This window comes from Labrenzia sp. THAF35, from assembly GCF_009363595.1.
GTDB lineage: Bacteria > Pseudomonadota > Alphaproteobacteria > Rhizobiales > Stappiaceae > Roseibium > Roseibium algicola.
On record NZ_CP045380.1, the window covers coordinates 84,414 to 108,714 of the forward strand.

The 24,301-nt window shown below is 58.8% G+C and carries 24 protein-coding genes; 12 read left to right on the forward strand and 12 right to left on the reverse strand.

Features of this window, described 5'->3' with window-relative positions; all coding sequences use genetic code 11:
* Positions 1–79: 79 nt before the first annotated feature.
* Both FIU93_RS00405 and FIU93_RS00410 read right to left on the reverse strand, forming a co-directional pair.
* Positions 80–724: a ceramidase domain-containing protein gene (locus FIU93_RS00405; protein WP_152507460.1), complete on the reverse strand. Its 645-nt coding sequence runs from the start codon at positions 722–724 to the stop codon at positions 80–82.
* 39 nt (positions 725–763) lie between these two features.
* On the reverse strand, positions 764–1,990 hold the full coding sequence (locus FIU93_RS00410; protein ID WP_152504555.1) for a PLP-dependent aminotransferase family protein: 1,227 nt from the start codon (positions 1,988–1,990) through the stop codon (positions 764–766).
* A gap of 187 nt (positions 1,991–2,177) precedes the next feature.
* Here FIU93_RS00410 and moaB point away from each other — a divergent pair, with 187 nt between their 5' ends.
* On the forward strand, positions 2,178–2,735 hold the full coding sequence (gene moaB / locus FIU93_RS00415; protein ID WP_152504556.1) for a molybdenum cofactor biosynthesis protein B: 558 nt from the start codon (positions 2,178–2,180) through the stop codon (positions 2,733–2,735).
* 53 nt (positions 2,736–2,788) lie between these two features.
* Here the strand turns inward: moaB and FIU93_RS00420 are convergent, their stop codons facing one another.
* Positions 2,789–3,484 (reverse strand): glycosyltransferase, encoded by a 696-nt coding sequence (locus FIU93_RS00420; protein WP_055657887.1) that lies wholly within the window; start codon positions 3,482–3,484, stop codon positions 2,789–2,791.
* 368 nt (positions 3,485–3,852) lie between these two features.
* Between FIU93_RS00420 and FIU93_RS00425 the strand changes: the two genes are divergently transcribed.
* The 3 genes from FIU93_RS00425 to FIU93_RS00435 all read left to right on the forward strand — a co-directional run bounded on the left by FIU93_RS00425 (position 3,853) and on the right by FIU93_RS00435 (position 6,659).
* Positions 3,853–4,695, forward strand: a complete 843-nt coding sequence (locus tag FIU93_RS00425; RefSeq protein WP_152504557.1) for a transporter substrate-binding domain-containing protein — start codon at positions 3,853–3,855, stop codon at positions 4,693–4,695.
* Positions 4,696–4,850: 155 nt separating this feature from the next.
* Positions 4,851–5,963, forward strand: a complete 1,113-nt coding sequence (locus FIU93_RS00430; protein ID WP_228872851.1) for a PA0069 family radical SAM protein — start codon at positions 4,851–4,853, stop codon at positions 5,961–5,963.
* A gap of 45 nt (positions 5,964–6,008) precedes the next feature.
* Entirely contained in the window at positions 6,009–6,659 is a 651-nt protein-coding gene (locus tag FIU93_RS00435; RefSeq protein WP_152504559.1) for a ribonuclease HII, read from the forward strand.
* Positions 6,660–6,862: 203 nt separating this feature from the next.
* Here FIU93_RS00435 and FIU93_RS00440 read toward each other — a convergent pair whose 3' ends face one another.
* From FIU93_RS00440 to FIU93_RS00475, 8 genes are all read right to left on the reverse strand, one after another.
* Positions 6,863–7,342: a F0F1 ATP synthase subunit B gene (locus FIU93_RS00440; RefSeq protein ID WP_023001967.1), complete on the reverse strand. Its 480-nt coding sequence runs from the start codon at positions 7,340–7,342 to the stop codon at positions 6,863–6,865.
* A 10-nt stretch (positions 7,343–7,352) separates the two neighbouring features.
* Positions 7,353–7,913, reverse strand: coding sequence for a F0F1 ATP synthase subunit B (locus tag FIU93_RS00445; protein ID WP_023001968.1), 561 nt, complete (start codon positions 7,911–7,913; stop codon positions 7,353–7,355).
* 81 nt (positions 7,914–7,994) lie between these two features.
* Positions 7,995–8,219 (reverse strand): F0F1 ATP synthase subunit C, encoded by a 225-nt coding sequence (locus tag FIU93_RS00450; protein ID WP_006935776.1) that lies wholly within the window; start codon positions 8,217–8,219, stop codon positions 7,995–7,997.
* Between the two features lie 70 nt (positions 8,220–8,289).
* Entirely contained in the window at positions 8,290–9,039 is a 750-nt protein-coding gene (locus FIU93_RS00455) for a F0F1 ATP synthase subunit A (RefSeq protein WP_023001969.1), read from the reverse strand.
* 53 nt (positions 9,040–9,092) lie between these two features.
* Positions 9,093–9,479 (reverse strand): AtpZ/AtpI family protein, encoded by a 387-nt coding sequence (locus FIU93_RS00460; protein WP_023001970.1) that lies wholly within the window; start codon positions 9,477–9,479, stop codon positions 9,093–9,095.
* A 212-nt stretch (positions 9,480–9,691) separates the two neighbouring features.
* The gene (gene smc, locus FIU93_RS00465; protein WP_152504560.1) at positions 9,692–13,150 is read right to left on the reverse strand and encodes a chromosome segregation protein SMC; all 3,459 of its coding nucleotides are present in this window, start codon (positions 13,148–13,150) and stop codon (positions 9,692–9,694) included.
* An 87-nt stretch (positions 13,151–13,237) separates the two neighbouring features.
* Entirely contained in the window at positions 13,238–13,873 is a 636-nt protein-coding gene (locus FIU93_RS00470) for a thioredoxin domain-containing protein (RefSeq protein WP_152504561.1), read from the reverse strand.
* A 364-nt stretch (positions 13,874–14,237) separates the two neighbouring features.
* The gene (locus FIU93_RS00475) at positions 14,238–14,747 is read right to left on the reverse strand and encodes a DciA family protein (RefSeq protein ID WP_152504562.1); all 510 of its coding nucleotides are present in this window, start codon (positions 14,745–14,747) and stop codon (positions 14,238–14,240) included.
* Between the two features lie 224 nt (positions 14,748–14,971).
* On the opposite strand from FIU93_RS00475, the gene mutY reads away from it, so the two are divergent.
* From mutY to FIU93_RS00495, 4 genes are all read left to right on the forward strand, one after another.
* The gene (gene mutY / locus FIU93_RS00480) at positions 14,972–16,051 is read left to right on the forward strand and encodes an A/G-specific adenine glycosylase (protein ID WP_152504563.1); all 1,080 of its coding nucleotides are present in this window, start codon (positions 14,972–14,974) and stop codon (positions 16,049–16,051) included.
* 83 nt (positions 16,052–16,134) lie between these two features.
* Entirely contained in the window at positions 16,135–16,683 is a 549-nt protein-coding gene (locus FIU93_RS00485; protein ID WP_023001975.1) for a 2OG-Fe(II) oxygenase, read from the forward strand.
* Between the two features lie 209 nt (positions 16,684–16,892).
* Entirely contained in the window at positions 16,893–17,378 is a 486-nt protein-coding gene (gene bfr, locus FIU93_RS00490) for a bacterioferritin (RefSeq protein WP_023001976.1), read from the forward strand.
* An 83-nt stretch (positions 17,379–17,461) separates the two neighbouring features.
* Positions 17,462–18,568 carry a Gfo/Idh/MocA family oxidoreductase gene (locus FIU93_RS00495; RefSeq protein ID WP_152504564.1) on the forward strand — a complete coding sequence of 369 codons (1,107 nt, stop codon included), beginning with the start codon at positions 17,462–17,464 and terminating at the stop codon, positions 18,566–18,568.
* A gap of 225 nt (positions 18,569–18,793) precedes the next feature.
* Here FIU93_RS00495 and FIU93_RS00500 read toward each other — a convergent pair whose 3' ends face one another.
* Complete coding sequence (locus tag FIU93_RS00500; protein ID WP_062490216.1) at positions 18,794–20,302, reverse strand: AMP nucleosidase; 1,509 nt, start codon at positions 20,300–20,302, stop codon at positions 18,794–18,796.
* 198 nt (positions 20,303–20,500) lie between these two features.
* Here FIU93_RS00500 and FIU93_RS00505 point away from each other — a divergent pair, with 198 nt between their 5' ends.
* The 4 genes from FIU93_RS00505 to FIU93_RS00520 all read left to right on the forward strand — a co-directional run bounded on the left by FIU93_RS00505 (position 20,501) and on the right by FIU93_RS00520 (position 24,277).
* Positions 20,501–21,301, forward strand: a complete 801-nt coding sequence (locus FIU93_RS00505; RefSeq protein WP_023001979.1) for a transporter substrate-binding domain-containing protein — start codon at positions 20,501–20,503, stop codon at positions 21,299–21,301.
* A gap of 123 nt (positions 21,302–21,424) precedes the next feature.
* Complete coding sequence (locus tag FIU93_RS00510; RefSeq protein ID WP_152504565.1) at positions 21,425–22,231, forward strand: amino acid ABC transporter permease; 807 nt, start codon at positions 21,425–21,427, stop codon at positions 22,229–22,231.
* Between the two features lie 88 nt (positions 22,232–22,319).
* Complete coding sequence (locus FIU93_RS00515; protein WP_152504566.1) at positions 22,320–23,006, forward strand: DNA-3-methyladenine glycosylase I; 687 nt, start codon at positions 22,320–22,322, stop codon at positions 23,004–23,006.
* Positions 23,007–23,137: 131 nt separating this feature from the next.
* Entirely contained in the window at positions 23,138–24,277 is a 1,140-nt protein-coding gene (locus tag FIU93_RS00520) for a site-specific DNA-methyltransferase (protein WP_023001982.1), read from the forward strand.
* Positions 24,278–24,301 lie beyond the last annotated feature (24 nt).

The window sequence follows — 24,301 nt, forward strand, 5'->3', positions numbered from 1 at the left end:
AAGGTCATATTGTTTTTCTGCAAAGCTCTGCGGCCTGTCCGCGACGATGATCTGCAATTTTGTGAATACTCTGTGTGATTTAACCGGCGCGCTGCCTGATGAGAACCCGTAATAGCAAAAACAGTACGACCCCGTTCAGGATATGCCACAGGAAATGCGTGCCAATGGCAAGTTGATCGCAAACCGGGCCGTCCAGCGTCCGGAATGTCAGTGAAACGGCAAAGACGACACCTGTCAGCAACACCTCACGCCCGAGCCGCACATTCTTGCGAAGAAACAGTGCCCCCACCACGAAGATCGCCAGCAGCGCAGGCACATAGCCTGCAGATGAGCCGACCAGCGGTGCGACCGCGCGCCCGGCAAAGGGCGTGACTGCGAAAAACACGATAACGATGCCTAGCGCCGCCCACCAGAACAGACCCAGAAACCGGTTCAGCGCCGCAAAGAGATAGACATGGATAAACAGCGCGATCGGGATGACATCGGCAAGGCTCGCCCAACGTGTCGCGAAGGTGTGAAACAGGAACGATCCCAGGCCGGTCACGAAGACGATGCCGATCAGGACAAGGGCAAAGAGATCGTCCGGTGTCTTGCGGCGCCAGAGCATGTATCCGGCAATGGCCGCAATCAGGAAAGCCGCATTGGTGAGCGCATTGAGCGGCTCGGACCAGAACTCCGGCCCGATCCGCTCACAATAATTGTCCAGCTTGTCGGTCAGCGCCATCGGCTCCAACACCCGCCCCTGCTTCTTCCCTCGAAGGACTTACAACTTGGACGTGACAGTTTCGGTAATCAAGCGGCCAAGCCTTGAAATACCTTCTTCGATTTTCTGATAGTCGTTGCAGGAGAAGCTGAGCCGGAGGGTGTTCGCCCCGGTGCCATCCGGATGGAACGCACGGCCGGGAACGAAGGCGACGCGCACCGTTTCAATGGAGGTTTCCAGCAGAGTTGCCGCGTCCATCCCTTTGGGCAGGGTCATCCAAATGAACATGCCCCCTTCCGGGCGGGTCCAGCTGACGCCAGCCGGCATGTGCCGCTCAAGCGCGGCCAGCATTGCATCGCGCCGGGACTTGTAGACCGCATTCGTCTTTGCCGTATGCGCTTCAAAGACATTTTCGGCGACCCGGGCCATGGCTTCCTGGTTGAGCACCGGCGAATTCAGGTCACTCGCCTGCTTGATCAGAACCAGCCTGGAGATGACTTCAGCCGACGCACAGATCCAGCCGAGGCGCAATCCCGGTGAGAGCGACTTGGAAAAGCTGCCGCAGTAAAGTGTGCGGGCGTTGTTGATGCCTCCCGAGACTTCGCAATCAAGCGCCAGCATCGGTGGCAACGGTTCGCCGTCATAGCGCAGCGCCTCGTAGGGCGAATCCTCAATGACTGCACAGGAGAGTTCTCCGGCCAGTGCCAGCAGGCGTTGTCGCTCGGCCAGATCCACCGTCAGGCCCGTGGGGTTGGCGAAATCGGGGGAAAGGTAAGCGAACTTGATCCGTCCGCCCTTTTCGCGCGCGGTTGCCGCATAATCTTCCGCAGGGCGGTTGGCTCCAGGGTCAAGCCGGTCGTAACCGGGCTCATAGGCATTGAAAGCCTGCAACGCGCCCAGATAGGTCGGCCACTGCACCAGCGCGGTATCGCCTTCCGTCAGGAACAGTTTGCCGATGTAATCGAGCCCCTGTTGAGACCCGGAGGTGACGAGAATATTTTCTGGCCCGCACTCGACGCCAAGGCGGCGCATGTGGTTGACGATCCAGTTGCGCAGGCGGGCGCTGCCTTCGCTCATGCCGTATTGCAGTGCGCGGCCCGCGTCCGGACCTGCCAGAATTTCCTGATAGGCTGCCTTGAACGCTTCGGCGGGGAACAGAGCCTGGTCGGGAATACCGCCGGCGAAGTTGATCACATCCGGCTGATCCAGCAGTTTCAGGAGTTCACGGATTTCCGAGGCGCGCATGCGGCTGGCGCGTCGGGCGTATAGGCTTTCCCAGGTTGTCATTGTTGGCTCGTTGCATTTTTGGATTGGTTATTTAAGTCAATAATACTGACCTAACTTTTTTGCAAGTGTCTCAATCTTGTTATTTTTTGTAATTTTATTTCAATATCAAAATGCCGCGACAGTTTGCTTGCTGCCTCTGGAAGCCATTGCGGCTATTGCCTATGTCTGGAGAGCAAAGGAGTTCGCCATGTCCCGTCTCGATGAAACCCGTCCGTTCATTCCGCTCAACATTGCTGTGCTGACGGTATCGGATACGCGCAAGCTGGAAGAAGACCGCTCCGGCAATACGCTGGTGGACCGGATCGAAAAGGCAGGACATATGCTTGCGGACAGGCAGATCGTCACCGATGACGTTCCGGCCATTCAGGCGGTCGTCAAGAGCTGGATCAATGACAAGGGCGTGGATGTGATCGTCTCGACCGGCGGCACCGGCTTTACCGGCCGTGACGTGACGCCGGAGGCTATGGAGCCTCTGTTCGAAAAACGCATGGACGGCTTTTCAGAGGTCTTTCACCGAATCTCCTACGACAAGATCGGCACCTCCACGATCCAGTCCCGTGCGACCGGCGGCGTCGCCGGGGCGACTTATATTTTCGTACTGCCCGGTTCCCCGGGCGCCTGCAAGGACGCCTGGGACGGTATCCTGAAATGGCAGCTGGACTATCGTCACATGCCCTGCAATTTCGTGGAGATCATGCCCAGGCTGGACGAGCACCTGAAGCGCGGCAAGCTTCGGGAGGCCTGATCGCCACCATACCGAAGAAGAGCGTGTCCGCCCAGAACCGTGCAGTGCCTTGTTCAGCCGTGCAGCTTGACGGCAACACTCGCTGGAATGCGCAGGGTACCGACGCAAAAGCGTGCGAAAGCCTGGCGGAACCTGGAAAACAGCCCTTCCCGCTCGGGTTCACCCGAAGAGACCGCGGCAGCCCGCAGGAACACCATCCGCCCACGTCCGATACGCTTGGCGATATCGAGATCTTCCAGCTCCGGCAACGGCCGATGGCCGCCGAGCTTCTGATAAAACTGTCTGGAGATCAGCAGGCCCTGGTTGCCGTAAGGCATGCCAAGCAGTTGGGACCGCAAGGCTGCAAAAGACTCGCTTACCCGCGCACTGAGCCCGAAAGCCTCATAGCGAAGGCGGAAGCTTGCGGCGGTCCGTGGACCGTTGGAGGCACGGGCTGCCCGCTCAATGAAGGCCTGGGCCTCATGATGCCAGCCGCTTTCCAGAAGCGTTTCCGGCCGCAGGAACAATAGCCAGTCGCCCCGGCTCGCCATGGAGGCGCCATAGGCAAGGCGTTCGCTGCGGGAAGCATTGCCCCGGCTGATCCAGACACACCCGGCCGCGTCGGCAACCTTCTCGGTATTGTCCGACGAACCACCATCGACCACGATAACTTCGCGGATAACGCCCTCTGCAGCTGCCGGCACCAGGGCCGAAAGCGCGTGAACGAGCTCGGTTTCGGAATTTCTTGTCGCAATGATGACGCTGATCATGATCTCAAGTTTTACATGATTTTTTTCAAAGTGCGAGTGTCGGTGACGAAGCGGGAGCTGTTTTTTGTTGGGGTTCTTAACAAACTCCAATAATCGGTCACCAACCTTCGCGATATATATCGCCAGGTAATGTCTACTTTGGTTGCATGAAAAGAAAAGATCGGGCGAAAGCTGTAGCAGTACCTCTTTCACATTTGTCATAGGGCCGTGAAAAGTTGCTCCAGTGTGAAACCGATCGGTATCCATTTGACGGTTTTCAGGAAAATAGCCCCTCTCCGGCAAATGGAAGTGCCGGATTTCATGTTATCTTAAGAGTGCATACCAAAGCTGAAAGCTCTTACTTCGACCAGAACCCAAGCGATCGCGCCATGACGACACCCGATCAAAAGCCAACTTCAGGCGCAGGATACCTGACGCAGACGCTCGGCCGGATTTTCGTGGGGCTCGCCGGGTTTGTTCTGTCCCTGGCTTTGCTGGCCGGGACAGCATCGGCCCGAGACCTCGTGGTGCTGGCAACCCCGGAAGAGCCATACAAGTTTGTCGAAGACGGGGTCTACAAGGGTATCGACGTCGAAGTTCTCGATGAAGTCATGCGCCGTCTCGGCCTTTCCTATTCGCTGGAACTGATCGATTCCGGAACTCGCATCCAACAGGAAGCGCGCGCCGGACGGGCGGACATGCTGCTATTGTTTTCCAAGAAGCCGGACCGGATGGAGTACCTGAACTATCCGGACGAAAGCTACATCGACATCAGCTGGAGCTTCTTCATCCGCGCCGAAGATGCCGGAACAATCCGTTTCGAAGGCTACGACGACCTGAAGGGGTTGCAGATCGGTATCACGCAGGATTTCGCCTATACCCCGGAGTTCCTCAACGCCGGCCTCGATTTTCAGACGGTCGCCAGCAACAATCTCCAGATCGGCATGCTGCTGGCAAAGCGTGTGGATGCCGTTCCCATGAACACCATCAGCACGCTCTACGAGGAAAAGAAGGCCGGGAGGCTGGACCAGTTGGCGACGTTACCGCTGCCGCTGATAACGAAGCCCTACTACAACGTCTTTGCCAAAGCTTCGACCTACCCGGATATCGAAAGCCTTCCCGGACGCTACGACGAAACCATTCGCGAGATGCAGTCCGACGGGACGCTGGATGCGATCCTGATCAAATACCTTGGTCGCCGGCCAGGTCACGATGACCGTGGCGGTTCCTGAATTCCGGCCTGGTCTGCAGTCCACCATCTTTTGAAGGTCAAAACCCACAAGGTGTAAACAGCATCTTGCGTCGCGTTGGCGTCGTGATAATGTTCTTGTTATGTTCCATTTCATAACCTGGACGTTCTCGCGTGCCTTTCAGTCCCCCCGATGAGATTTCACTACCAGCCGACGCAGCCGGCCTTGTACCCGATGTCCGCTCCGTTTCCGAGCACAGGCGGCGGGGACGCGCGGCTGCGCTCAATGCCTCCGGCCGCTTCGAGAAATTAACTCGTGAATGTTTCGACGATGGCTGGGAAACGCTTGAAGACCTGCCGCCGCTGAAAACCCAGGTTCAGGAAGAGCGTGCGCGCACAATCATCACCCGAAACGAGTCGCCGGATATTTCCTTCGACCGCTCGATCAATCCCTACCGGGGCTGCGAACATGGATGCATCTACTGTTTCGCCAGACCGAGCCACGCGTTCATGGGGCTGTCTCCGGGCCTGGATTTCGAAACCAGGCTGTTTGCCAAACCCAATGCCGCACAGTTGCTTGAACGTGAACTTTCCCGCCCCGGTTATCAGCCGCGCGTGATCGCCATCGGCACGAACACTGATCCCTACCAGCCTATGGAACGCGGCTACAAGCTGATGCGTGAGATCCTGGAAGTGCTGGACAATTGCTCCCACCCGGTTGCGATCGTCACCAAGTCAGCCCTGGTCACGCGAGATATCGACATTCTGTCGAGGCTGGCAGAACGAAATCTGGTGAAGGTTGCCTTGTCGGTCACGACGCTCGACAAGAAACTCTGCCGGGCCATGGAGCCGCGTGCGTCTGCACCCCACAAAAGGCTTGAGGCCGTCCGGGCTCTCTCCGACGCGGGCATTCCCACGTCCGTAATGATGGCGCCTGTGATCCCAGCCCTGACAGACAGCGAAATTGAAAACGTTCTGGAAGCGGCAGCCGAGCATGGCGCGACGGAGGTTGCCTACATCCTTTTACGGCTTCCCCTGGAAGTGTCGGAACTCTTTCGGGACTGGCTGCTGCGAGAGCGTCCGGACCGTTACCGCCATGTGATGAACCTGATCCGCGCCATGCGCGGCGGCAAGGACTATGACGCCAAATGGGGCGAGCGCATGCGCGGGAGAGGTCCTTATGCCGACCAGATTGCCAAACGGTTCTCGCTGGGAGCGAAACGCCTTGGCCTCAATCTGCGTCGCCGAAAGCTCAACACCGAGGCCTTCGTCCAGCCGCAAAAAGGCGGTGTGCAATTGGACCTGTTTTGACGCAAGATCTTGAGAAACTTGCTGCCGGACGGCAGGGTGCTGTTCATGACGTTCAGCCCTTCCCTCTTTGACCTTGCCTTTCCCGATAGCCCGGACCTTGTGATTGAGCGCAAGCACGCGAAATCCCTTGACGGTCGGCTCTGCGGCGTAGACGAAGCCGGTCGTGGCCCCTGGGCCGGGCCCGTGGTCACGGCCGCGGTTATCCTAGATTACGACCGTGTGCCTGTTGGCCTCAATGATTCCAAGAAACTGACCGAAGCCCGGCGCGAAGAGCTTTTCGAGCAGATTGTAGCTACAGCCCATGTCTCGCTCGCCAGCGCTTCACCGGCAACGATCGATGCTGTCAATATTCGCACCGCAACCCTTTCGGCCATGGTGCGGGCCGTCAATCACCTGCCTCTGGTTCCCGACTACGTTCTTGTCGACGGCCGCGATGTGCCGCATGGACTGAAACAGGCCGGACAGGCATTGATCAAGGGAGATGGTCGCTGCCTGTGCGTTGCAGCCGCCTCTATCGTCGCGAAAGTAACAAGGGACCGGATGATGGTTCACCTCGACGCCCGTTTTCCGGACTACGGGTTTGCCCAGCACAAGGGGTATGGCGTGCCGCAACACCAGGCAGCCCTGGAACGCCATGGGCCGACCGTTCATCATCGCCTCAGCTTCAAGCCGGTCAGGCTGGCTGCAGGGTCTTGAGATTCCGGACATAACGAACTGGGTTTAGACGGCAGGAAATACGCTGCAAGTCAGCGACACTTCTCTGCTTTCAGGCATCTCAAGACCAACCGGCAATGGAGATCGCTGCCGATTAGTGCCAAGTAGCGTGCGAATTGCCTGCCGCAACAAAAAAGCGGCCCCGAAAGGCCGCTTCTTCAATTCGTCAGCAGAGTGGACCGAACTTAGTTCAGCCGCTCCTTCACCTGCTCAATGCTCTTGGCGAGGATGTCGTCGGCGACTTTATCCTTCACCTTCGCTGCAAGGATTTCCTCGGCAGCGGCAACGGCAATGTCAGCGGCCTTGGCACGGACTTCAGCGACTGCCTGGCTTTCGGCCTGTGCAATCTTGTCTTCCGCAGCCTTGGTACGGCGAGCAATCATTTCTTCCAGAGCCTGGCTGGTTTCGAGCGTCAGGCGCTCGGCTTCCGAGTTGGCTTCTGCGATGATGGCTTCCGCTTCGCTTTCGGCTTCATGACGCTTGCGCTGATACTCGGACAAGAGAGCCTGGGCTTCTTCACGCATCTTGCGTGCGTCTTCCAGTTCCTTGCGGATGGTTTCTGCGCGTTCGTCCAGTGAACCGTTGATCTTGGCCGGAACCTTGACGTAGAAAATCACGACGAAGAACAGGATAAGACCGATCAGGGCCCAAAATGTAGCATCCATGACGGTCTCCTCAGTTCATCGCCGACTTGAGCGCCTTGGTCAGGTCGGTCTTGGTCGGAGCTTTGCCCATCAGCTGCTCAACGAGCGCTGAAGCGGTTTCTCCGGCAATATCCCCGATCTGAGAAAGGGCATCGGTCTTGGTTGCAGCGATCTGTGCTTCAGCCGCCTTCAGCTTCCCGTTCAGCTCGGCTTCCGCCTTTTCGCGGCGAGCTTCATGATCTGCCTTGAGCTTAGTCCGCGTCTCGTGGGCAATGCCATGAGCCTTGTTGCGGGCCTCGGCCAGCGCCTGCTCGTAAGCTGCGATCGCAGCGTCGGTTTCTTCCTGCAGCCGGTTGGCTTCGGAAATGTCACCGGCAATACGGTCCCTGCGGTCTTCCAGAATGCCTGCGATCCGCGGAACGGCCACATTCTTCATGATCCAGTAGAACACGCCGAACGTGATCGCGAGCCACAAGAGCTGGGAGGCGAATGTGGTGCTGTCAAAAGGCGGGAAACCCGCGCCATGCTCTGCGGCCGGCACTTCTATGGCTTCGTGCATGCCTTCTGTGGTCGAGTGAGTTTGGCCTGCCATTTCCAGTCTCCTAAATCCGGCTGGGCGGCGCTAGAGAGCGCCGCCACCGGAGTCGCATCGATAGTCGCTAAGGTTTAGCGATTAAGCGAACAGGAGGATCAGAGCCACCAGCAGGGAGAAGATGCCCAGAGCTTCCGTCACGGCGAAGCCGAAGATCAGACGGCCGAACTGGCCATCAGCAGCGGACGGGTTGCGCAGAGCGCCTGCGAGGTAGTTACCGAAAATGTTGCCAAGGCCGATGCCTGCGCCGCCCATGCCCAGGCATGCGATACCGGCACCGATGTATTTTGCTGCTTCTGCTTCCATGACACGTGCTCCTAAATGGTGTTTGCAGATTGCTCACTCGCGGCGCAATGGCCGTGTGATTGGGTTACCCTCAGTGTGAAGGATGAATGGCGTCGTTCAGGTACATGCAGGTCAGAACGGTGAAGACGTATGCCTGCAGGAACGCGACCAGGAATTCCAGAGCCGTCAGGGCAACCGTCATTCCGAGAGGGAGAATGGATCCGAAGATACCGACCGCACCCATCGCGCTAAGGCTGACGATGAATCCGGAGAACACTTTCAGCGTGATGTGACCGGCGAGCATGTTCGCGAAAAGACGAACGGACAGGCTGATCGGGCGCGAAAGGAACGAGATCACCTCGATCAGCGTCACGAGCGGGATCAGTGCACCGGGCACGCCGCTGGGGACGAAGAGCTTGAGGAACTTCATGCCGTTTTTCATGAAGCCGTAAATGATCACGGTAAGGATCACCAGCATCGCCAGGGCGAAGGTCACGATGATGTGGCTGGTGATGGTAAAGAAGTACGGGAACATCCCGAACAGATTGGCAACCAGAACGAACATGAAGAGCGAGAACACGAGAGGGAAGAAACGCATCCCTTCCGTTCCTGCTGAACTTCGCAATGTTCCGGCAACAAACTCATACGCCATTTCCGAAATCGACTGCAGGCGGGTCGGAACGAGTCCGCGGCCGCTGGTCGAGAAAATCAGGAATGCAGACGTCGCCGCCACGGTCAAAACCATGAACAACGAAGAGTTGGTAAAAGAGAAATCCATGCCCCCGACTTCAATCGGGAATAGCGTCTGGATATGGAACTGATGGATCGGATCGTTCGCCACCGGCCAGCCTTCTTCGTTCGTTCATATCAATGCGCCAGAAGGCGCGACAAATTCTATTTCGATCTGTCGTTCTGAACGTCTTTTTCGCGCTGGACCTTGGCATCCGGCTGCTCGACGACACCGGCCGCGCGCAGAACGTTCAAGACCCCGGCCACGAAACCCAGCAACAGAAAGACAATCAGCCCGAAAGGCGACGTCCCAAGCCACTGGTCGGCAACCCAACCAATCCCGGCCCCCACCAGCACGCCGGCGATAAACTCCGAAGAGAGTTTCATTGCCTGCGCGTATCCGGATGAGCTGCTTTGAGACTTCCGAGCGGTCTTTTCTTCAACCACCCTTATGTCATCAAGCTTCCGGTTCAATTGAGCCCGCCGTTCCGACAGACCTGCTTCCGGGGAACCAACCGCCCGATCCTTGTTATCGCCGTTTTGCGAAGACATGTTCTTAAGTCCTCAGCTTGCGCCGACATGCTTGATCCGACAACTGGGGAGCCCCCTAAGCCGCGCGCACCATAGTCGGCACCTCATGCCGTGTCAAGAAGCCTGCACTAAACTCTATCCATTTGAAAAATAAAGATCTTTTCTGTTTTCACAGAATCAGCCAGACCTAAGTTGCATAAGGTTTTCGCGGCAGTGCCGCACCAGACGCAATCTTAGCCAGTTTCGCGGAATCGCTCTGCCGTCTCCAGATCGACCGAAACAAGCTGGGAAACCCCGCGCTCGGCCATCGTCACGCCGAAGAGACGGTTCATGCGCGCCATGGTGATCGGATTGTGCGTGATCACCACAAATCTGGTTTCCGTGCTCTTGGCCATCTCGTCCAGGAGATCGCAGTAACGCTCCACGTTCGCGTCATCCAGCGGCGCATCGACCTCGTCGAGCACGCAGATCGGCGCAGGGTTGGTCAGGAACACCGCGAAAATCAGGGACATGGCCGTGAGCGCCTGCTCACCACCCGACAGCAGAGTCATGGTCTGTGGCTTCTTGCCGGGAGGGCGCGCGATGATTTCCAGCCCCGCATCCAGCGGATCATCGGAATCGACCAGCTGGAGTTCGGCCGTGCCCCCGCCGAAAAGATGAGTGAACAAGCGCTGGAAATGACCGTTGACGATCTCGAAGGAGGCGAGCAGACGTTCGCGCGCCTCGCGGTTGAGATTCGAAATCCCTGTTCGCAGACGGCGAATCGCCTCGATCAGGTCATCACGCTCCGAGGTCAGCGTGGTCTTCTGATCGTCGATTTCGCGCAGCTCTTCTTCCGCGCGCAGGTTAACGCCGCCAAGCCGTTCGCGCTCCGCCTTCAGCCGTTCCAGCTTGCGCTCCATGGAATCGGGATCCGGCAGCGGTGCGCCTTCCTTAAGACCCGCCATTTCCGGCAATGCCGTCACCGGAACCTCCAGGTCCTCGTCGATCCGCCGTTCCAGGTTCTGCTTGCGGTCGCGGGCGGCTTCCAGGCGTTCCTCGGCGCGAATCTTCTCTTCTCGTGCGCCCGCCATCGCTTCCATCGCGGCCTTGGCTGCACGGTCGACGTCGGCAAGATCCAGTTCCGCCTGCTGAAGCTGATCGTCGCGCGCCTTCTTTTCTTCTTCTGCCTTGGCAATGGCGGAAAACACGTCGCGGCGCTTGATTTCGATGTCTTCGGGCGCCTCGATCAGCTCGGCCCGCTCTTCTTCAGCTTCTTCACGCCGTTCCTGCAAAATGGAAATCTGCTGGGCGGCATTGGCAGCACGGGTCTTCCAGCCGTCATATTCCCGGGCGATGGCTTCAAGCCGCCGGTCGCGCATCTGCTGTTCGCGGGCAAGCCCCTCTGCAACGGCCCTTGCTTCGGCCAGGGCGCCGCGTGCGGCCGCGACCTGCCCCTGCAATTCTTCGATGCTTTCGCGATAGCTGGTTCCGTCTGGCGCTTCTTCCAGGCGTTCTTCGGCCTCTGCCAGCTGTTCACGTGCCAGCTCGGCCTCTTCACCAAGACGCTGTGCCCGGTCCTGCGCAGCTTCCAGCTTGGCGGCGAACTGGGAAACGGCCCTTTCCGCCGCAGCCAGGGCTTCGCGCGCCGCGGCTGCCTGACGCTGGCCGTCACGAACCTTGCCTCTGGCCATCTGTTCAAGTTCGACGGCCTGCCGAACCCTCGTTGCGGCACCTTCCAGTGCCTGCTGACGATCCTCAAGCTCGCGCCGGGCCTGCTCGATTTCATCTCCGAGTTCAGCAAGGCGGTTCTTCTGCGCCAGGCGCTGTGCCGCCGGTGTCGGTGCATTGGCCGCGATTACGAATCCATCCCAGCGCCACAGGTCGCCTTCCACGGAAACCAGACATTGCCCCGGTTTCAGGGTCGTGCGCAGACCTGGCCCGTCGGTCTGGTCGACAAGGCCGATCTGGCGCAGGCGGCGGCTCAGCTCGACAGGGGCTTCAACCACCTCGGCCAGACTGCGGGTTCCTGCCGGCAAGGCTGGATCGCCATCATGAGAGAGGACACCCCCCCAGCGAACAGCAGCAGCTTCTTCAAGTGAGGCATCAAGGTCTTCACCAAGTGCCGCCCCCAGAGCCGTTTCGAAGCCTTGCTCCACCTGGATCTGCTCGACAACCGGCGTGTGATCCTGTTCGGAGTGAACATTCAGCACCTGCTCCAGCGTCCTTGCCTCTGTCTCGAGGCCCTGCAACATCTGGCGGGCATCACCAACGGGTCCACGTGCGGACTGTTCCTGTTCGCGCGCTTCGCGGGTCGCGGTTTCGGCTTCTTCCGCGGCAGCTTCCGCCTCCAGAAGAGATTCCTCGGCCATCTCCAGCGCTTCCCGGTTTTCGGAAACGCCGTCCTGTTCGGCCATGCGTTCGTTGATTTCCTGAAGAGCCTTCTGAGCGTCCTGAGCCTGAGCTAACAACCGGTCCGAGCGCTGGCGGCTTTCCGCGACTGCCCGCTCCAACTGGCGGCGTTCGGCGGTTGCACGCGCTTCGGCCGCGGTCAGGTCGGACAACTGGTTCTCCAGCGTTCCCACGGTCTCTTCGGCCTCGGCCACCTTTTCACGAGCGCTTTCGGTGCGCTCCTGCACCATCTCGTTTTCTTCCAGAAGCTCTGCGCGTTCTTCCGACAAGCGTTCCAGAACCTCGTCGTTCTCGGACACCATGGACTGTTCGCGCCGGATGTCTTCCGCCAGCTGCACCAGGCGGCGCTCCAGATCCTGAAGCTTTTCCTTTACCCGCCGTTCTTCCGCGTCCAGTTCGTTGCGGGCGATCACCAGCCGCTGCAAGGCGGCGCCCGCCCTGGCCGCATCCTCGCGCAGTTCCGGCAGCTTGTGGGCGGCGATCGCCTGGATGCGGGCGCTTTCCGCCTGCAAACCCGTGGCTTCGTTCACCTGCTTCTGGGCTTCGGCAAAATGGCTTTCGGCTGTTCCCAGCGCATCGCGCGCCTCGGTCCAGCGAATGTAAAGGATCGAGGCTTCAGCCCCGCGGATTTCAGACGACAGGTTACGATAGCGCGAGGCCTGGCGCGACTGGCGGCGCAGATTGTCGAGCTGGCTGTCGATCTGAACGAGGACATCCTCCAGTCGTTCCAGGTTCTGCTCTGCGGCGCGAAGGCGAATTTCCGCCTCATGCCGGCGCGAATGCAGACCGGAGATACCGGCGGCTTCTTCCAGGATCTGCCTGCGGGAGGTCGGTTTGGCGGCAATCAGCTCGCCAATCTGCCCCTGGCGCACCATGGCAGGTGACCTGGCGCCTGTGGATGCGTCGGCAAAAAGAAGCTGCACGTCACGCGCACGCACATCCTTGGCGTTGATCTTGTAGTTGGAGCCCTGCTCGCGTTCGATACGGCGGCTGACTTCAAGCGCATCGGCATCATTGAAAGCGGCAGGCGCCGTACGGTCCTGGTTTTCAAGGTAGAGCGTCACTTCCGCGGTGTTGCGCGCCGGGCGGTTCAGGCTGCCGGAAAAGATGACGTCGTCCATGCCGGACGCACGCATGTTCTTGTAGGAGTTTTCGCCCATCACCCAGCGAAGGGCCTCGACAAGATTGGACTTGCCGCAGCCATTCGGCCCGACCACACCGGTCAGGCCGTTGCCGATGATGAACTCCATCGGTTCGACGAAGGATTTGAAACCGACAATGCGGAGCTTGGAAAATTTCATTGGCGCCCGTGCCTCCTGGACACGGACACCTGAAGATCATGGGCTTGATCGGCGCATACCGAACAGACCGGCGGACAGACCGCCAGTCTAGAGGTTTGCGTCAATAAGTTTGCCCATCTCTTCAATCGAAAGCGCCCCCGAGTGCTTTTCGCCATTGATGAAGAACGTCGGGGTGGAGTTCACGCCAAACTCGTTTGCACCGCGGTTTTTCACCGCATCGATGGCGTCGAGCAGACCCTGGTTCCCCAAGCATTCCTCAAAGGACTCTTTTGTAAAACCTATCTGCTTGGAAAAGTCGAGCATGGATTGGTACGGATTGTCGGTAAACGCCCAGGTCCGCTGCTGTTCGAACATGATGTCCACAATCTCGAAATATTTGTCGGCAGGAGCGCAGCGGGCGAGCATGAACGCGCCGGCCGCAACCGGATCCAGCGGGAATTCCCGGAAAATGAAGCGAACCTTGCCGGTATCGATGTAGTCGGCCTTCAGGGCCGGATAGGTACGCTCATGGAAATTGGCGCAATGTCCGCAGGTCATGGATGCGTATTCCACAATCGTGACCGGCGCCTTTTCGTCGCCAAGGATCTTGTCGCCCAACGGGCCGGGTTTGACCAGCTCGTCCTGGTCGACGGCCTGCGCAAGAGCCAAGCTCGAACCGGCAAGGCAGAATGCGGCCGTCGCCAGGGCAGTGGTTTTGAGAAACTGTCTACGGGTCTGGGTCACGAAGATCGTCCTGTCACATTAATCAAGCGCTGCACCGGCCGGTGCGTGGATCGAAGCACATCCTGTCGGATATCCTGGCCGATCGGGTTAATTGATACCGGGCCACCCTATTTGCGTTCAGCTGAATGCAGGATGAACCAGCTTGCCGCTTTCTGTGCCCTCTCGGGCAGGCGGCGTCAACAAAGCTTATCAAATGTGGCAGGAGCGAGGACGGTCAAAGGCTATTAAATACTGGCATCTACCCTTGACCCGCCGACACCAACACAAGGGAAATCCTGAGTTCTTCGATATCATGCCAAAGTCGGCGGCACGTTTGCCAATGCCGGTTTCACAGAGTTGTTATTGGAATAAGTAATGTGGACCGTCAGGCCGCATCTTCTGCGCTGCGGGCGATAACCTGGGCGCCAAGCTTCCTGAGCGCCTGCCGCAGGCGGTCGTTCTCCACCCCCTCCAGTCGCGCTTCGAGCTGCTGTTCCTCGGTTTGCGTCAAGTCGCGCAAGGGCTTCTTGCGCACGGGCTGCTTCACCAGAACCGGCTTCTGCAGGATCTTGATGCGGCCGATGGCCCGCCAGCCATAGAAAGTATTGATACGCTCGATCACCTGGGCACTGTCATGAGACAGGATCAAGGCTGTCGCCCCGTCCGTGTGCACCACCAGTGTCGCCGGTTCCGGCGGGTTTTCCGGGTCGCCGCGTTCAGGCTGCCGCGGCCAGATCAGCCTGTCCGGCTGCACGCGCGTGCCGTAACGCTCGCCGACAATATCGGACCAGGAGGCAATGATATCGACGGACGCAAATCCACGCTTCCGGCAAACAGGCGTCATCGCCTTGCCGACAAGATCGGCCAGCGATTTCACCCCCTTCGAGGCGTGCACGGGATTTGCCTTTGTAGCGCTAATAGCCTACCTCCTCATCCAGATGTAAGGTGCGGCGATTTGCCGACCATTGTCCGGATTGGGGTGTTGTGTCTCAATAGAATACGACAAAATGACGACGAATACTTTCCCCAACCTCACCGCACTGCCTTTATCAGCCAAGTTGTCCCCAGGCTATCCAAGGCTTGCTGCTTCATATCAACACCACTTGTTCTGCTGATCTCATGGCGTCTGCTTCCCCTTCCCGACTGCTTCTCGACTGGTACGACCGTCATGCCCGGCGCCTGCCCTGGCGGGTTTCCCCGGAAGACCGCCTACTGGGCGAAGTCCCCGATCCCTACCGGATCTGGCTGTCCGAAGTCATGCTTCAGCAAACGACCGTTGCCGCCGTCAAAGACTATTTCACGAAGTTTACGCGAAGCTGGCCAACCGTAACCGATCTTGCCGCCGCGGCTGAAGAAGACGTCATGAAAGCCTGGGCGGGCCTTGGCTATTACTCGCGGGCGCGCAATTTGAAAAAATGCGCAGAAACCGTTGCCCGTGATCACGACGGCCGCTTTCCGGAAGACGAAGACGCATTGCTGAAGCTTCCGGGCATCGGCCCCTATACGGCTGCCGCCATCGCAACCATCGCGTTTGACCGGCACGCGGCAGTGGTCGACGGCAACGTGGAGCGGGTGCTGACACGACTTTTCCAGATCGAAACACCGCTTCCGGACGCCAAACAAGAAATAAAGGCGAAAATGGCTGGCCTGACACCGGACCAACGGCCCGGTGACTTCGCGCAGGCGGTCATGGACCTTGGCGCAACCATCTGTACGCCCAGACGTCCGGCCTGCGCGCTCTGCCCGTGGCGCTCTATCTGCAAGGTGCAATCCTCAAGCCTTGCCGAAACACTGCCGCGCAAAGCACCCAAGAAGGAAAAACCCACCCGTTTTGGAGCTGCATTCGTGGCTGTCGATACGGCGACGGGGGCCGTGCTGTTGCGCCGCCGCCCACCAAGAGGCCTTCTTGGCGGGATGAGCGAAGTGCCGGGGACCGAATGGGCAGAGGATTTCTCCCCAGAAGCAGCTCCAGACTTCGCACCGTTTCCAGCGGATTGGCGGCAGCGCCCGGTGGAAGTGAAACACACCTTCACCCATTTCCATTTGCGGCTCACCGTCTATCGGGCCGACCTCACGGCAGACACCACTCCACTGCTTGACGGTGGCTGGTGGTCGGCCCCGGAAGTCATTGAAACCGAAGCACTTCCCACGGTTATGAAGAAGGCTCTTGCCGCTGCGTTCGAAAGCCCCCGGAAATAGTTCTTTCCCGGCTCAAGAAAACAGTTGCAGTTTGTCCGGTTTGGATGTTGAACAGCGCACCCAATCCTTGGATCTGAGCCTCGATGTTCACCTATTCCTATGACGCACTCTTCTCTCAAAAGGACTGCGATGAAATCATCCGCCTGAGCCGGGCCGAAGCTCAGGATACGGGCGGCCTCGTCGGGGGCAAGCAGCAGGGTGACATCCGCCGGGCCAGAATCAGCTGGCTTGATGACGAAGGCGATGCGGGATGGGTTTTGAACCGCGTGATGACCGCCGTTGCAAAGGCCAACCGCGAGGCTTTCGATTTCGACATCACCGAGTTTCGCGAGAAACTGCAGGTCGCCATCTACGACGAAAGTGAAGAAGGCCATTACGACTGGCATTCCGATGTCGGCGAAGGCCCGATCGCGCAGTTCCGCAAGGCAACCATCGTCACCCAGCTTTCCCCTTCGCAGGACTATGAAGGTGGTGCGCTGGAAATCAGCCTTGGGCACAAGGTGATGGCCGCATCGCGTGAACAGGGCTGCGCAACTCTGTTTGCCAGTTTCATGCTGCACAGGGTCGTACCCGTGACCAAGGGCACCCGCTACTCCCTGACCTGCTGGAGCCACGGTCCCCGCTTTCGGTGAGATCTGAGCGAGGACAGGCGTCCACGGCTCCGAAGCTTGCTCTCCACTCCCGGAAAAACGTCAAAGCGCACGTGATCGGTTTCAATTCGCTGTTTCGGGGTGTAACCAGTGGAAGTTACACTTCCGTGCGCAATGGACCCTTGCGCCTGCCGTGAATTACTCTAGAATAATTCTAAACAAAGACCGGTTTGCAATAAGGAGGCTCTGCCGTGAAAGGGAATGAAAAAGTCATTGAGTGCCTGAACGAAGCTCTGTTTCTGGAGCTCGGCGCCATCAATCAGTACTGGCTTCACTACCGCCTCCTGAGCGACTGGGGCTTTGCGCGCCTTGCCAAGAAGGAACGTGAAGAATCCATCGAGGAAATGCAGCATGCTGACAAGCTGGTCGACCGCATCATCTTCCTGGAAGGCCATCCGAACATGCAGAAGGTCGCACCGCTGCGCATCGGCCAGAACATCAAGGAAGTGCTGGAATCAGACCTTGCCGGCGAATATGACGCCCGCACGGCCTATGCCAAGTCCCGCGATGTCTGCCGCGAAGAAGGCGACTATGTTTCCATGCAGCTTTTCGAAGAGCTGCTGTCCGACGAGGAAGGCCATATCGACTTCCTGGAAACCCAGATCGACCTTCTGGAAAAGATCGGTGTCGAGCGCTACGGCATGTTGAATGCCGCACCAGCCGACGAAGCCGAGTAGTCGCAAGCGGCCATTTCATTGGTTATGTTGAAGCCGGTGCAGGTCTGCACCGGCTTTTTCATTGCAATTGGAGGTGCGAAACCATGACGGAAATCCGGATCGGGCTGATCGGAACAGGCTACATGGGCAAGGCCCATGCTGTTGCCCTGAAATCAGTGGCATCGGTTTTCGACACAGGCCTGCGCCCGATTTGCGAGACGATTTGTGCAACGACGCTGGAAGGCGCCCGGGAAAAGGCCCGTGCTTTCGGGTTCAACCGGGCGACGGACGACTGGCGCACTGTCGTTGCCGATCCGGCGATCGATGCGGTTGTAATTGCCTCGCCCCAGTCGACCCACATGGATATCGCAATTGCCGCCTTTGAAAACGGCAAGGCTGTCTTTTGCGAAAAGCCGCTTGCCAGCCACGCCGAAGATTGTCGCAGGATGATGGCGACCGCAGAAGCCTCCGGCCTGCCGAACATGACCGGCTTCAATTACATTCGCACTCCTGCAAGCCAATTTGCCCATGACCTTGTCCAGTCAGGCCGGATTGGTCAGATCCACTATATTCGCGCTGAACACACCGAGGATTTTCTGTCAGATCCGCAAACGCCGTCGCACTGGCGTACAAATGACATAAGCAATGGATGCATGGGCGATCTCGCCCCTCACATCATCAACGCCGCCCTGCGCCTTGCCGGGCCTATCTCCAGCGTTAGTGCGGATATTCAGACCGTCCATTCCGAACGCCCCGGCGCAAACGGGCCGGAGGCGGTCACCAATGACGACCAGGCCCATCTCATGTGCCGCTTTCAAAACGGTGCGATGGGTCATCTCTTCATCAGCCGTGTCGCCACCGGCCGGAAGATGGGTTACGCCTACGAGATATACGGTGACAAAGGTTCGATCCGCTTCGACCAGGAAGACCAGAATGCACTCTGGCTTTACCTTGCCGAAGGGCCGGAGGCGGAACGCGGCTTCCGCAAGATCCTGACCGGTCCTGCACATCCCGATTACCTGCCCTTCTGTCAGGGCCCCGGTCACGGAACCGGTTATCAGGACCAGATCATTATCGAGATGCGGGACTTCCTGAAGGCCATCGAAACCGGAACACCTGTCTGGCCGAGCTTCCGGGACGGGCTGGAGGTGCAACTGGTCACGGAAGCTGCCTGGAAATCGTCGAAGACCGGTACGTGGGCAACGGTTTGACGGACGGGGCGGCTGGGGGCGAGCATTGTTCTCCAGGCTGTTTCCCCGGGCAAGCGCAGCCTAGATCCGGGGCCTACTCGCGAGTCAGCTTGCCAAAGCAGGAGGTTCTGCCAACCCCTCGCCACGCCAGGTCATTTCTCTGGAAATGACTTGGCCCCGGGTCTCGCTTTGCTCGCCCGGGGCGACAGTCATAAATCGGGAAACTTCCTGCCTGCACAGGAAACTTTACTGGAACGCCGTCTCGGCAAAGCTGCGGAGCTTGCGTGAATGCAGGCGTTCTGCCGTCATGTCTCGCATCTTCTCCATTGCCCTGATGCCGATCTGGAGATGCTGGGCGACCTGGCGCTTGTAGAAGTCGGTCGCCATGCCCGGCAGTTTCAATTCGCCATGGAGCGGCTTGTCCGAGATACACAGCAGCGTGCCGTAAGGCACCCGGAAGCGGAAGCCGTTGGCTGCGATGGTTGCCGATTCCATATCGAGCGCGATGGCACGGGACTGGGAGAACCGCTTGACCAGTTCCGGCTGGTCCCAGAGTTCCCAGTTTCGGTTGTCGAGCGATACGACGGTTCCCGTGCGCATGACACGTTTCAGTTCATACCCATCGATGCCGGTGATTTCGGCAACCGCGTCTTCCAGTGCAACCTGCACCTCGGCGAGCGGCGGGATCGGCACCCAGATCGGCAGGTCCTGGTCGAGCACATTGTCCTCTCGCACATACCCATGGGCCAGCACATAATCACCGAGCGTCTGGCTGTTCCTGAGGCCCGCGCAGTGACCGAGCATCAGCCAGACATGCGGGCGCAGCACCGCGATATGGTCGGTGATGGTTTTGGCGTTGGACGGCCCGACGCCGATGTTGACCATGGTGATGCCGCTGCCGTCAGCCCGCTTCAGGTGATACGCCGGCATCTGGGGCAGTTTTGTCAGCTCTTCGCCATCCGGCTGGGTCTGTCCTGCCTCCAGCACCACGTTGCCGGGGGAAACAAACGCCTCGTAACCACTGTCCGGCTGCAACAGCAGCGCCTTGGACATGCGGCAGAACTCGTCGATGTAGAACTGGTAGTTCGTGAAAAGCACGTAGTTCTGGAAATGCTCGGCCTTTGTCGCGGTATAGTGCTGCAGGCGGTGCAGGGAATAGTCCACGCGCGGCGCCGTGAAGGATGCCAGCGGCATCACACCGTCGGCCGGATCGTAGGTGCCGTTGGCGATGGAATCGTCCATCACCGTCAGGTCAGGAAGATCGAACATGTCAGCGAGGGGACGGTCGAGATTTGCAGCTGCAGCGCCGCCTTCCACATGCGTTCCGTCATAGAAAGCGAAGTGCAGCGGGATCGGCATGTCGCTGTCGCCGACCTGGATCGGCACGTCGTGGTTCTTCATCAGCAGCGAAAGCTGCGACACCAGATAGTTACGGAACAGATCCGGGCGGGTAATCGTGGAGGCGTGGGTGCCAGGGCGGGAGACGAACCCATAAGACAGGCGGCTGTCGAGGCGGACGTGGCTGTCGGTCACGATACGGACCTGCGGATAGAACGCGCGCACGCGGCCGTCGATTTCCTTGCCATCCAGAAGGTCCTGAAAATGCTGGCGCAGAAAGGCGGTGTTGGATTCAAAAATTTCGATCAAACGGTCGACTGCCTTGTTGGCGTCGGTAAAGACCTCAAGCGGATGCGATGGCGCATGCCGAACCCTGCGGGCGGCTTGATGAAAAACGTTTTTGGTTGAGTTGGACATAAACCGTCTCCTTATTGTTGTTATGGGCTCACAGTCCCGCTAACGCTTGCCTTGGTCAATAGATCTAGCATCGGATTTTGAATTTTTTTTCGCAGAGAGAAAATTTCTGCACAAGCGCCTCAACGATGCATTTGAGCAGGCTTTCCCAAACCGTGGCAAGCGGCTAAAGTCCGGCTAACTTTTGACCAGGAGTTTCCCATGAAAAAAACCGTTCTGACCCTCGCGGTCGCCGTTTCCTCCCTGATTGGCGCAGGCGTCTCAGCCCTTGCCGACAATCTGCCGGATCTCGGTGGCCGGGACATTGTCATTGCTTCGGAAAACACCTACCCACCGCTGCAGTTCGTGGACCCCAAGTCAGGCGAGGCAATCGGCTGGGAATATGATGCGGTTGCAGAAATCGCCAAGCGGCTGAACCTGAACGTCACCTTTCAGAACACCAGCTGGGATGCGATGATCCCTGCCATCTCCGCCGGCGAATACGACATGGCGATGAACGGCATCACCATTCGCGCCGACAGGGCCGAGCAGGTCGACTTTTCGGAGCCCTACATGCGGTCCGAAATGTTCATGCTGGTGCGCGCCGATGAAGACCGGTTTACCGATGCAAAGGGCTTTGCTTCCAACACGGACTTCCTGGCCGGTGCTCAACCGGGCACCACCCCCTTCTACGTCACTGTTTATGAAGTGCTGGATGGCGATGAAGCCAACCCGCGCATCAAGCTGTTCGAAACCTTTGGTGCCGCTGTCCAGGCGCTCAAGGCCGGCGACGTCGATCTGGTCCTGACAGACAGCACCGGCGGCCAGGGGTATGTCGCGACCAATCCGGACACCTTCAAGCTGATCGGCGATCCGATGGGCTCGGAAGACTTCGGCTTCATTTTCCCGAAAGGCTCCGACCTGATCGAACCGATCAATGCGGCTGTCGCCAGCATGCGCACAGACGGCACGCTGGATGCACTGAACAAGAAGTGGTTCTTCGACTATAAAGTCGCCCAGTAAGGCCATCCTCCGCCCCTGCGCGGCTGGACTTTCCACTCCATGGCCGGTATCCGGGCTTTTGGCCCCGATGCCGGCCATTTTCGTTTGAACTGCCGTTAACAAAGCTGGAGCCGAGACCAACCCATGTTCCGCAACAAGACACCGTCCGGCGCCCCCAAGGAAGACTTTCCCTATTGGCTTGTTGCTGCCGCCGGCATTGCGGTTTTCCTGTTGTTCCAGATTGCGACCGACGACATCTATTCGCAGGTCATGTCGACGGTCTCGCGTGGTATCGGACTGACGGTCTTCGTCACGCTTGTCGCCTTCTTCTGCGCGTCCCTGATCGGGCTCCTGCTGGCGCTTGCCTCCCTGTCCGGATCAATCGTCTTGCGGCAGATGGCCCGGTTCTACGTCGAGATCGTGCGCGGCATGCCGATCATCGTGCTTCTGCTCTATATCGCCTTCGTCGCGACGCCGCTGTTCATTGCCGGGGTCAACGCCATTGTGGAACCTCTGGGTCTGGATCCGTTGCGCACGCGGGATTTCCCTCTGCTCTGGCGCGCCGTTCTCGCGCTGACCATCGGCTATTCGGCCTTCATCGCCGAGGTGTTTCGGGCAGGCATCCAGGCGGTCGACCAGGGACAGATCGAGGCCGCCGAAGCACTCGGCATGAACGGTTGGCTTCGCTTCCGCCTGATCATCTTCCCGCAGGCCCTGAAGACCATCCTGCCGCCCCTCGGCAATGATTTCGTCGCCCTGATCAAGGACAGCTCGCTCGTCTCGGTTCTGGGTGTCGCGGATATCACCCAGCTGGGCAAGGTCTACGCTGCCGGCTCCTTCCGGTACTTCGAGACCTACAATGTCGTCGCGCTGATCTACCTGATGATGACGATCACGCTTTCGCTGGCCCTGCGCAAATTTGAACGGGCAAAGCAGATCCAGGAGCGCTAAGGTTTTCGCCTGACCACGCCTTTCCTCCTCCCTCATCCTGAGGAGGGGGGGCAGGGGGAACGGCGTCTGCAGCGAGACGGAGACCCGCATGCGTTCCTTTGAAGAAATAGAAGCACTGGCCGCGGAGAAGAAAGGCGGACCGGCAGCACTCAATGCTCTTTTGACAGAGCATAATGCGCCCAGGACTGCGGAAGAACTGGAGAAGGTCGGTGACGATCGCTGGCTGGCCATGTTCACCAAGTGCGTGTTCCAGGCCGGTTTCAGCTGGAAGGTGATCGACCAGAAGTGGCCGGGTTTCGAGGAAGCCTTCGAGGGGTTCGACGTTCCCCGCCTCGCCTTTCTCCCTGACGAGGCGTTTGAAGCGCTGCTCGGCGACAAACGCATCGTCCGCAATGGTGCCAAGATCCGATCTGTTCAGGAAAACGCGATTTTCCTCAAGGACCTAGCGACCGAACACGGCAGTGCAGCCGGTTTTTTCGCGCATTATCCCGTCGACGACCAGATCGGCCTGATGGAGCTGCTCAAGAAGCGCGGCAGCCGGCTTGGTGGCAACACAGGGCAAATCGCCTTGCGCTTCATGGGCAAGGAAAGTTTCGTCCTCTCCGGCGATGTGGTTAACGCCCTGATCCGCGAAAATGTCATCGAGAAGGACGCGATGTCGAAAAAAAATCTCACCGCGATTCAAGCCGCCTTTAACGAATGGAAAGCAACTTCCGGTCGTCCCCTGAACGAAATCAGCAGAATTCTGGCCTTTTCGGTCGGGACAAGTCATTAACTTCTCATTCAGCTTTTACGATTGTAAACAAAGCCTTGATTCAAAGGGAATTTTTGTTCCATCAGCTTAACTGCTGATTTACCAAACCCGGTAACCATGACACTCGAAATTGCGTGAGGTATTGCGTCGCAATGAGTGTACTGCGTACCGGGGTGTCCTTCGCGGCACCCCGCCTATCAAATGAACCGGAAGCTGGTGCTTCCTGGCTGAACACGATCCTGAAGGGCGACTGCGTTGCCGCCCTTGAGAAACTGCCGTCCCGGTCTGTTGACCTGGTCTTCGCGGATCCGCCCTACAACCTTCAGTTGGGTGGCGATCTGCACAGGCCGGATCAGTCAAAGGTGGATGCCTGTGACGACCATTGGGACCAGTTCGAAAGTTTCGAAGCCTATGACGCTTTCACCCGGGCCTGGCTTCTGGCCGTCCGGCGGGTGATGAAGGCGGATGGCTCGCTGTATGTGATCGGCTCCTATCACAACATCTTCCGGGTTGGCGCGATCCTGCAGGATCTCGGCTTCTGGATCATGAATGACATCGTCTGGCTGAAGTCCAACCCGATGCCGAACTTCCGCGGCAAAAGGTTCACCAATGCCCACGAGACCATGATCTGGGCGGTGAAGTCGAAAGATGCGAAGCCGACCTTCAACTACGATGCGCTGAAGACCTTTAACGAGGATCTTCAGATGCGCTCCGACTGGCACCTGCCGCTGTGTACCGGCACCGAGAGGCTGAAGGGCAAGGACGGGCAGAAGGTGCATCCGACCCAGAAACCGGAGGCCCTGCTCTACCGTGTTCTGACGGCCTCCTCCAAGCCGGGAGATGTCGTGCTCGACCCGTTCTTCGGGACCGGCACCACCGGGGCTGTCGCCAAGAAGCTTGGCCGCCACTATGTCGGTGTGGAGCGTGAGCAGGACTATATCGACGCGGCCACGGCTCGTATCGAGGCCATCGAGCCGGGCGATGCCGCATCGCTGGAAATGCAGCAGGGCAAGCGGGCGCTGAAGCGCATCCCGTTCGGCACACTTCTGGAAAGCGGTCTGCTACAGCCGGGAACGGAACTCAGCTGCCCGAAGGGCAAGCATCTTGCCATCGTGCGCGCCGACGGCTCGCTCAAGTCCGGCGATCATACCGGCTCGATCCACAAGGTCGGTGCTCTGGTACAAGGTCAGGAAGCCTGCAACGGCTGGACCTTCTGGCACATCAACGAGGGCGGCAAGACCTCGCCCATCGACGATCTCCGCAAGGAAATCAGATCCCGCCTGCAGGCATAAGCAGGCACTCCAAAGAGAGACTTC

What these genes read in the sequence shown, in the direction of transcription:
- FIU93_RS00405 (WP_152507460.1), bottom strand. Translation starts at nt 724, where the DNA reads ATGGCGCTGACCGACAAGCTGGACAATTATTGTGAGCGGATCGGGCCG.
- FIU93_RS00410 (WP_152504555.1), bottom strand. Translation starts at nt 1,990, where the DNA reads ATGACAACCTGGGAAAGCCTATACGCCCGACGCGCCAGCCGCATGCGC.
- moaB (WP_152504556.1), top strand. Translation starts at nt 2,178, where the DNA reads ATGTCCCGTCTCGATGAAACCCGTCCGTTCATTCCGCTCAACATTGCT.
- FIU93_RS00420 (WP_055657887.1), bottom strand. Translation starts at nt 3,484, where the DNA reads ATGATCAGCGTCATCATTGCGACAAGAAATTCCGAAACCGAGCTCGTT.
- FIU93_RS00425 (WP_152504557.1), top strand. Translation starts at nt 3,853, where the DNA reads ATGACGACACCCGATCAAAAGCCAACTTCAGGCGCAGGATACCTGACG.
- FIU93_RS00435 (WP_152504559.1), top strand. Translation starts at nt 6,009, where the DNA reads ATGACGTTCAGCCCTTCCCTCTTTGACCTTGCCTTTCCCGATAGCCCG.
- FIU93_RS00440 (WP_023001967.1), bottom strand. Translation starts at nt 7,342, where the DNA reads ATGGATGCTACATTTTGGGCCCTGATCGGTCTTATCCTGTTCTTCGTC.
- FIU93_RS00445 (WP_023001968.1), bottom strand. Translation starts at nt 7,913, where the DNA reads ATGGCAGGCCAAACTCACTCGACCACAGAAGGCATGCACGAAGCCATA.
- FIU93_RS00450 (WP_006935776.1), bottom strand. Translation starts at nt 8,219, where the DNA reads ATGGAAGCAGAAGCAGCAAAATACATCGGTGCCGGTATCGCATGCCTG.
- FIU93_RS00460 (WP_023001970.1), bottom strand. Translation starts at nt 9,479, where the DNA reads ATGTCTTCGCAAAACGGCGATAACAAGGATCGGGCGGTTGGTTCCCCG.
- smc (WP_152504560.1), bottom strand. Translation starts at nt 13,150, where the DNA reads ATGAAATTTTCCAAGCTCCGCATTGTCGGTTTCAAATCCTTCGTCGAA.
- mutY (WP_152504563.1), top strand. Translation starts at nt 14,972, where the DNA reads ATGGCGTCTGCTTCCCCTTCCCGACTGCTTCTCGACTGGTACGACCGT.
- FIU93_RS00485 (WP_023001975.1), top strand. Translation starts at nt 16,135, where the DNA reads ATGTTCACCTATTCCTATGACGCACTCTTCTCTCAAAAGGACTGCGAT.
- FIU93_RS00495 (WP_152504564.1), top strand. Translation starts at nt 17,462, where the DNA reads ATGACGGAAATCCGGATCGGGCTGATCGGAACAGGCTACATGGGCAAG.
- FIU93_RS00500 (WP_062490216.1), bottom strand. Translation starts at nt 20,302, where the DNA reads ATGTCCAACTCAACCAAAAACGTTTTTCATCAAGCCGCCCGCAGGGTT.
- FIU93_RS00505 (WP_023001979.1), top strand. Translation starts at nt 20,501, where the DNA reads ATGAAAAAAACCGTTCTGACCCTCGCGGTCGCCGTTTCCTCCCTGATT.
- FIU93_RS00510 (WP_152504565.1), top strand. Translation starts at nt 21,425, where the DNA reads ATGTTCCGCAACAAGACACCGTCCGGCGCCCCCAAGGAAGACTTTCCC.
- FIU93_RS00515 (WP_152504566.1), top strand. Translation starts at nt 22,320, where the DNA reads ATGCGTTCCTTTGAAGAAATAGAAGCACTGGCCGCGGAGAAGAAAGGC.
- FIU93_RS00520 (WP_023001982.1), top strand. Translation starts at nt 23,138, where the DNA reads ATGAGTGTACTGCGTACCGGGGTGTCCTTCGCGGCACCCCGCCTATCA.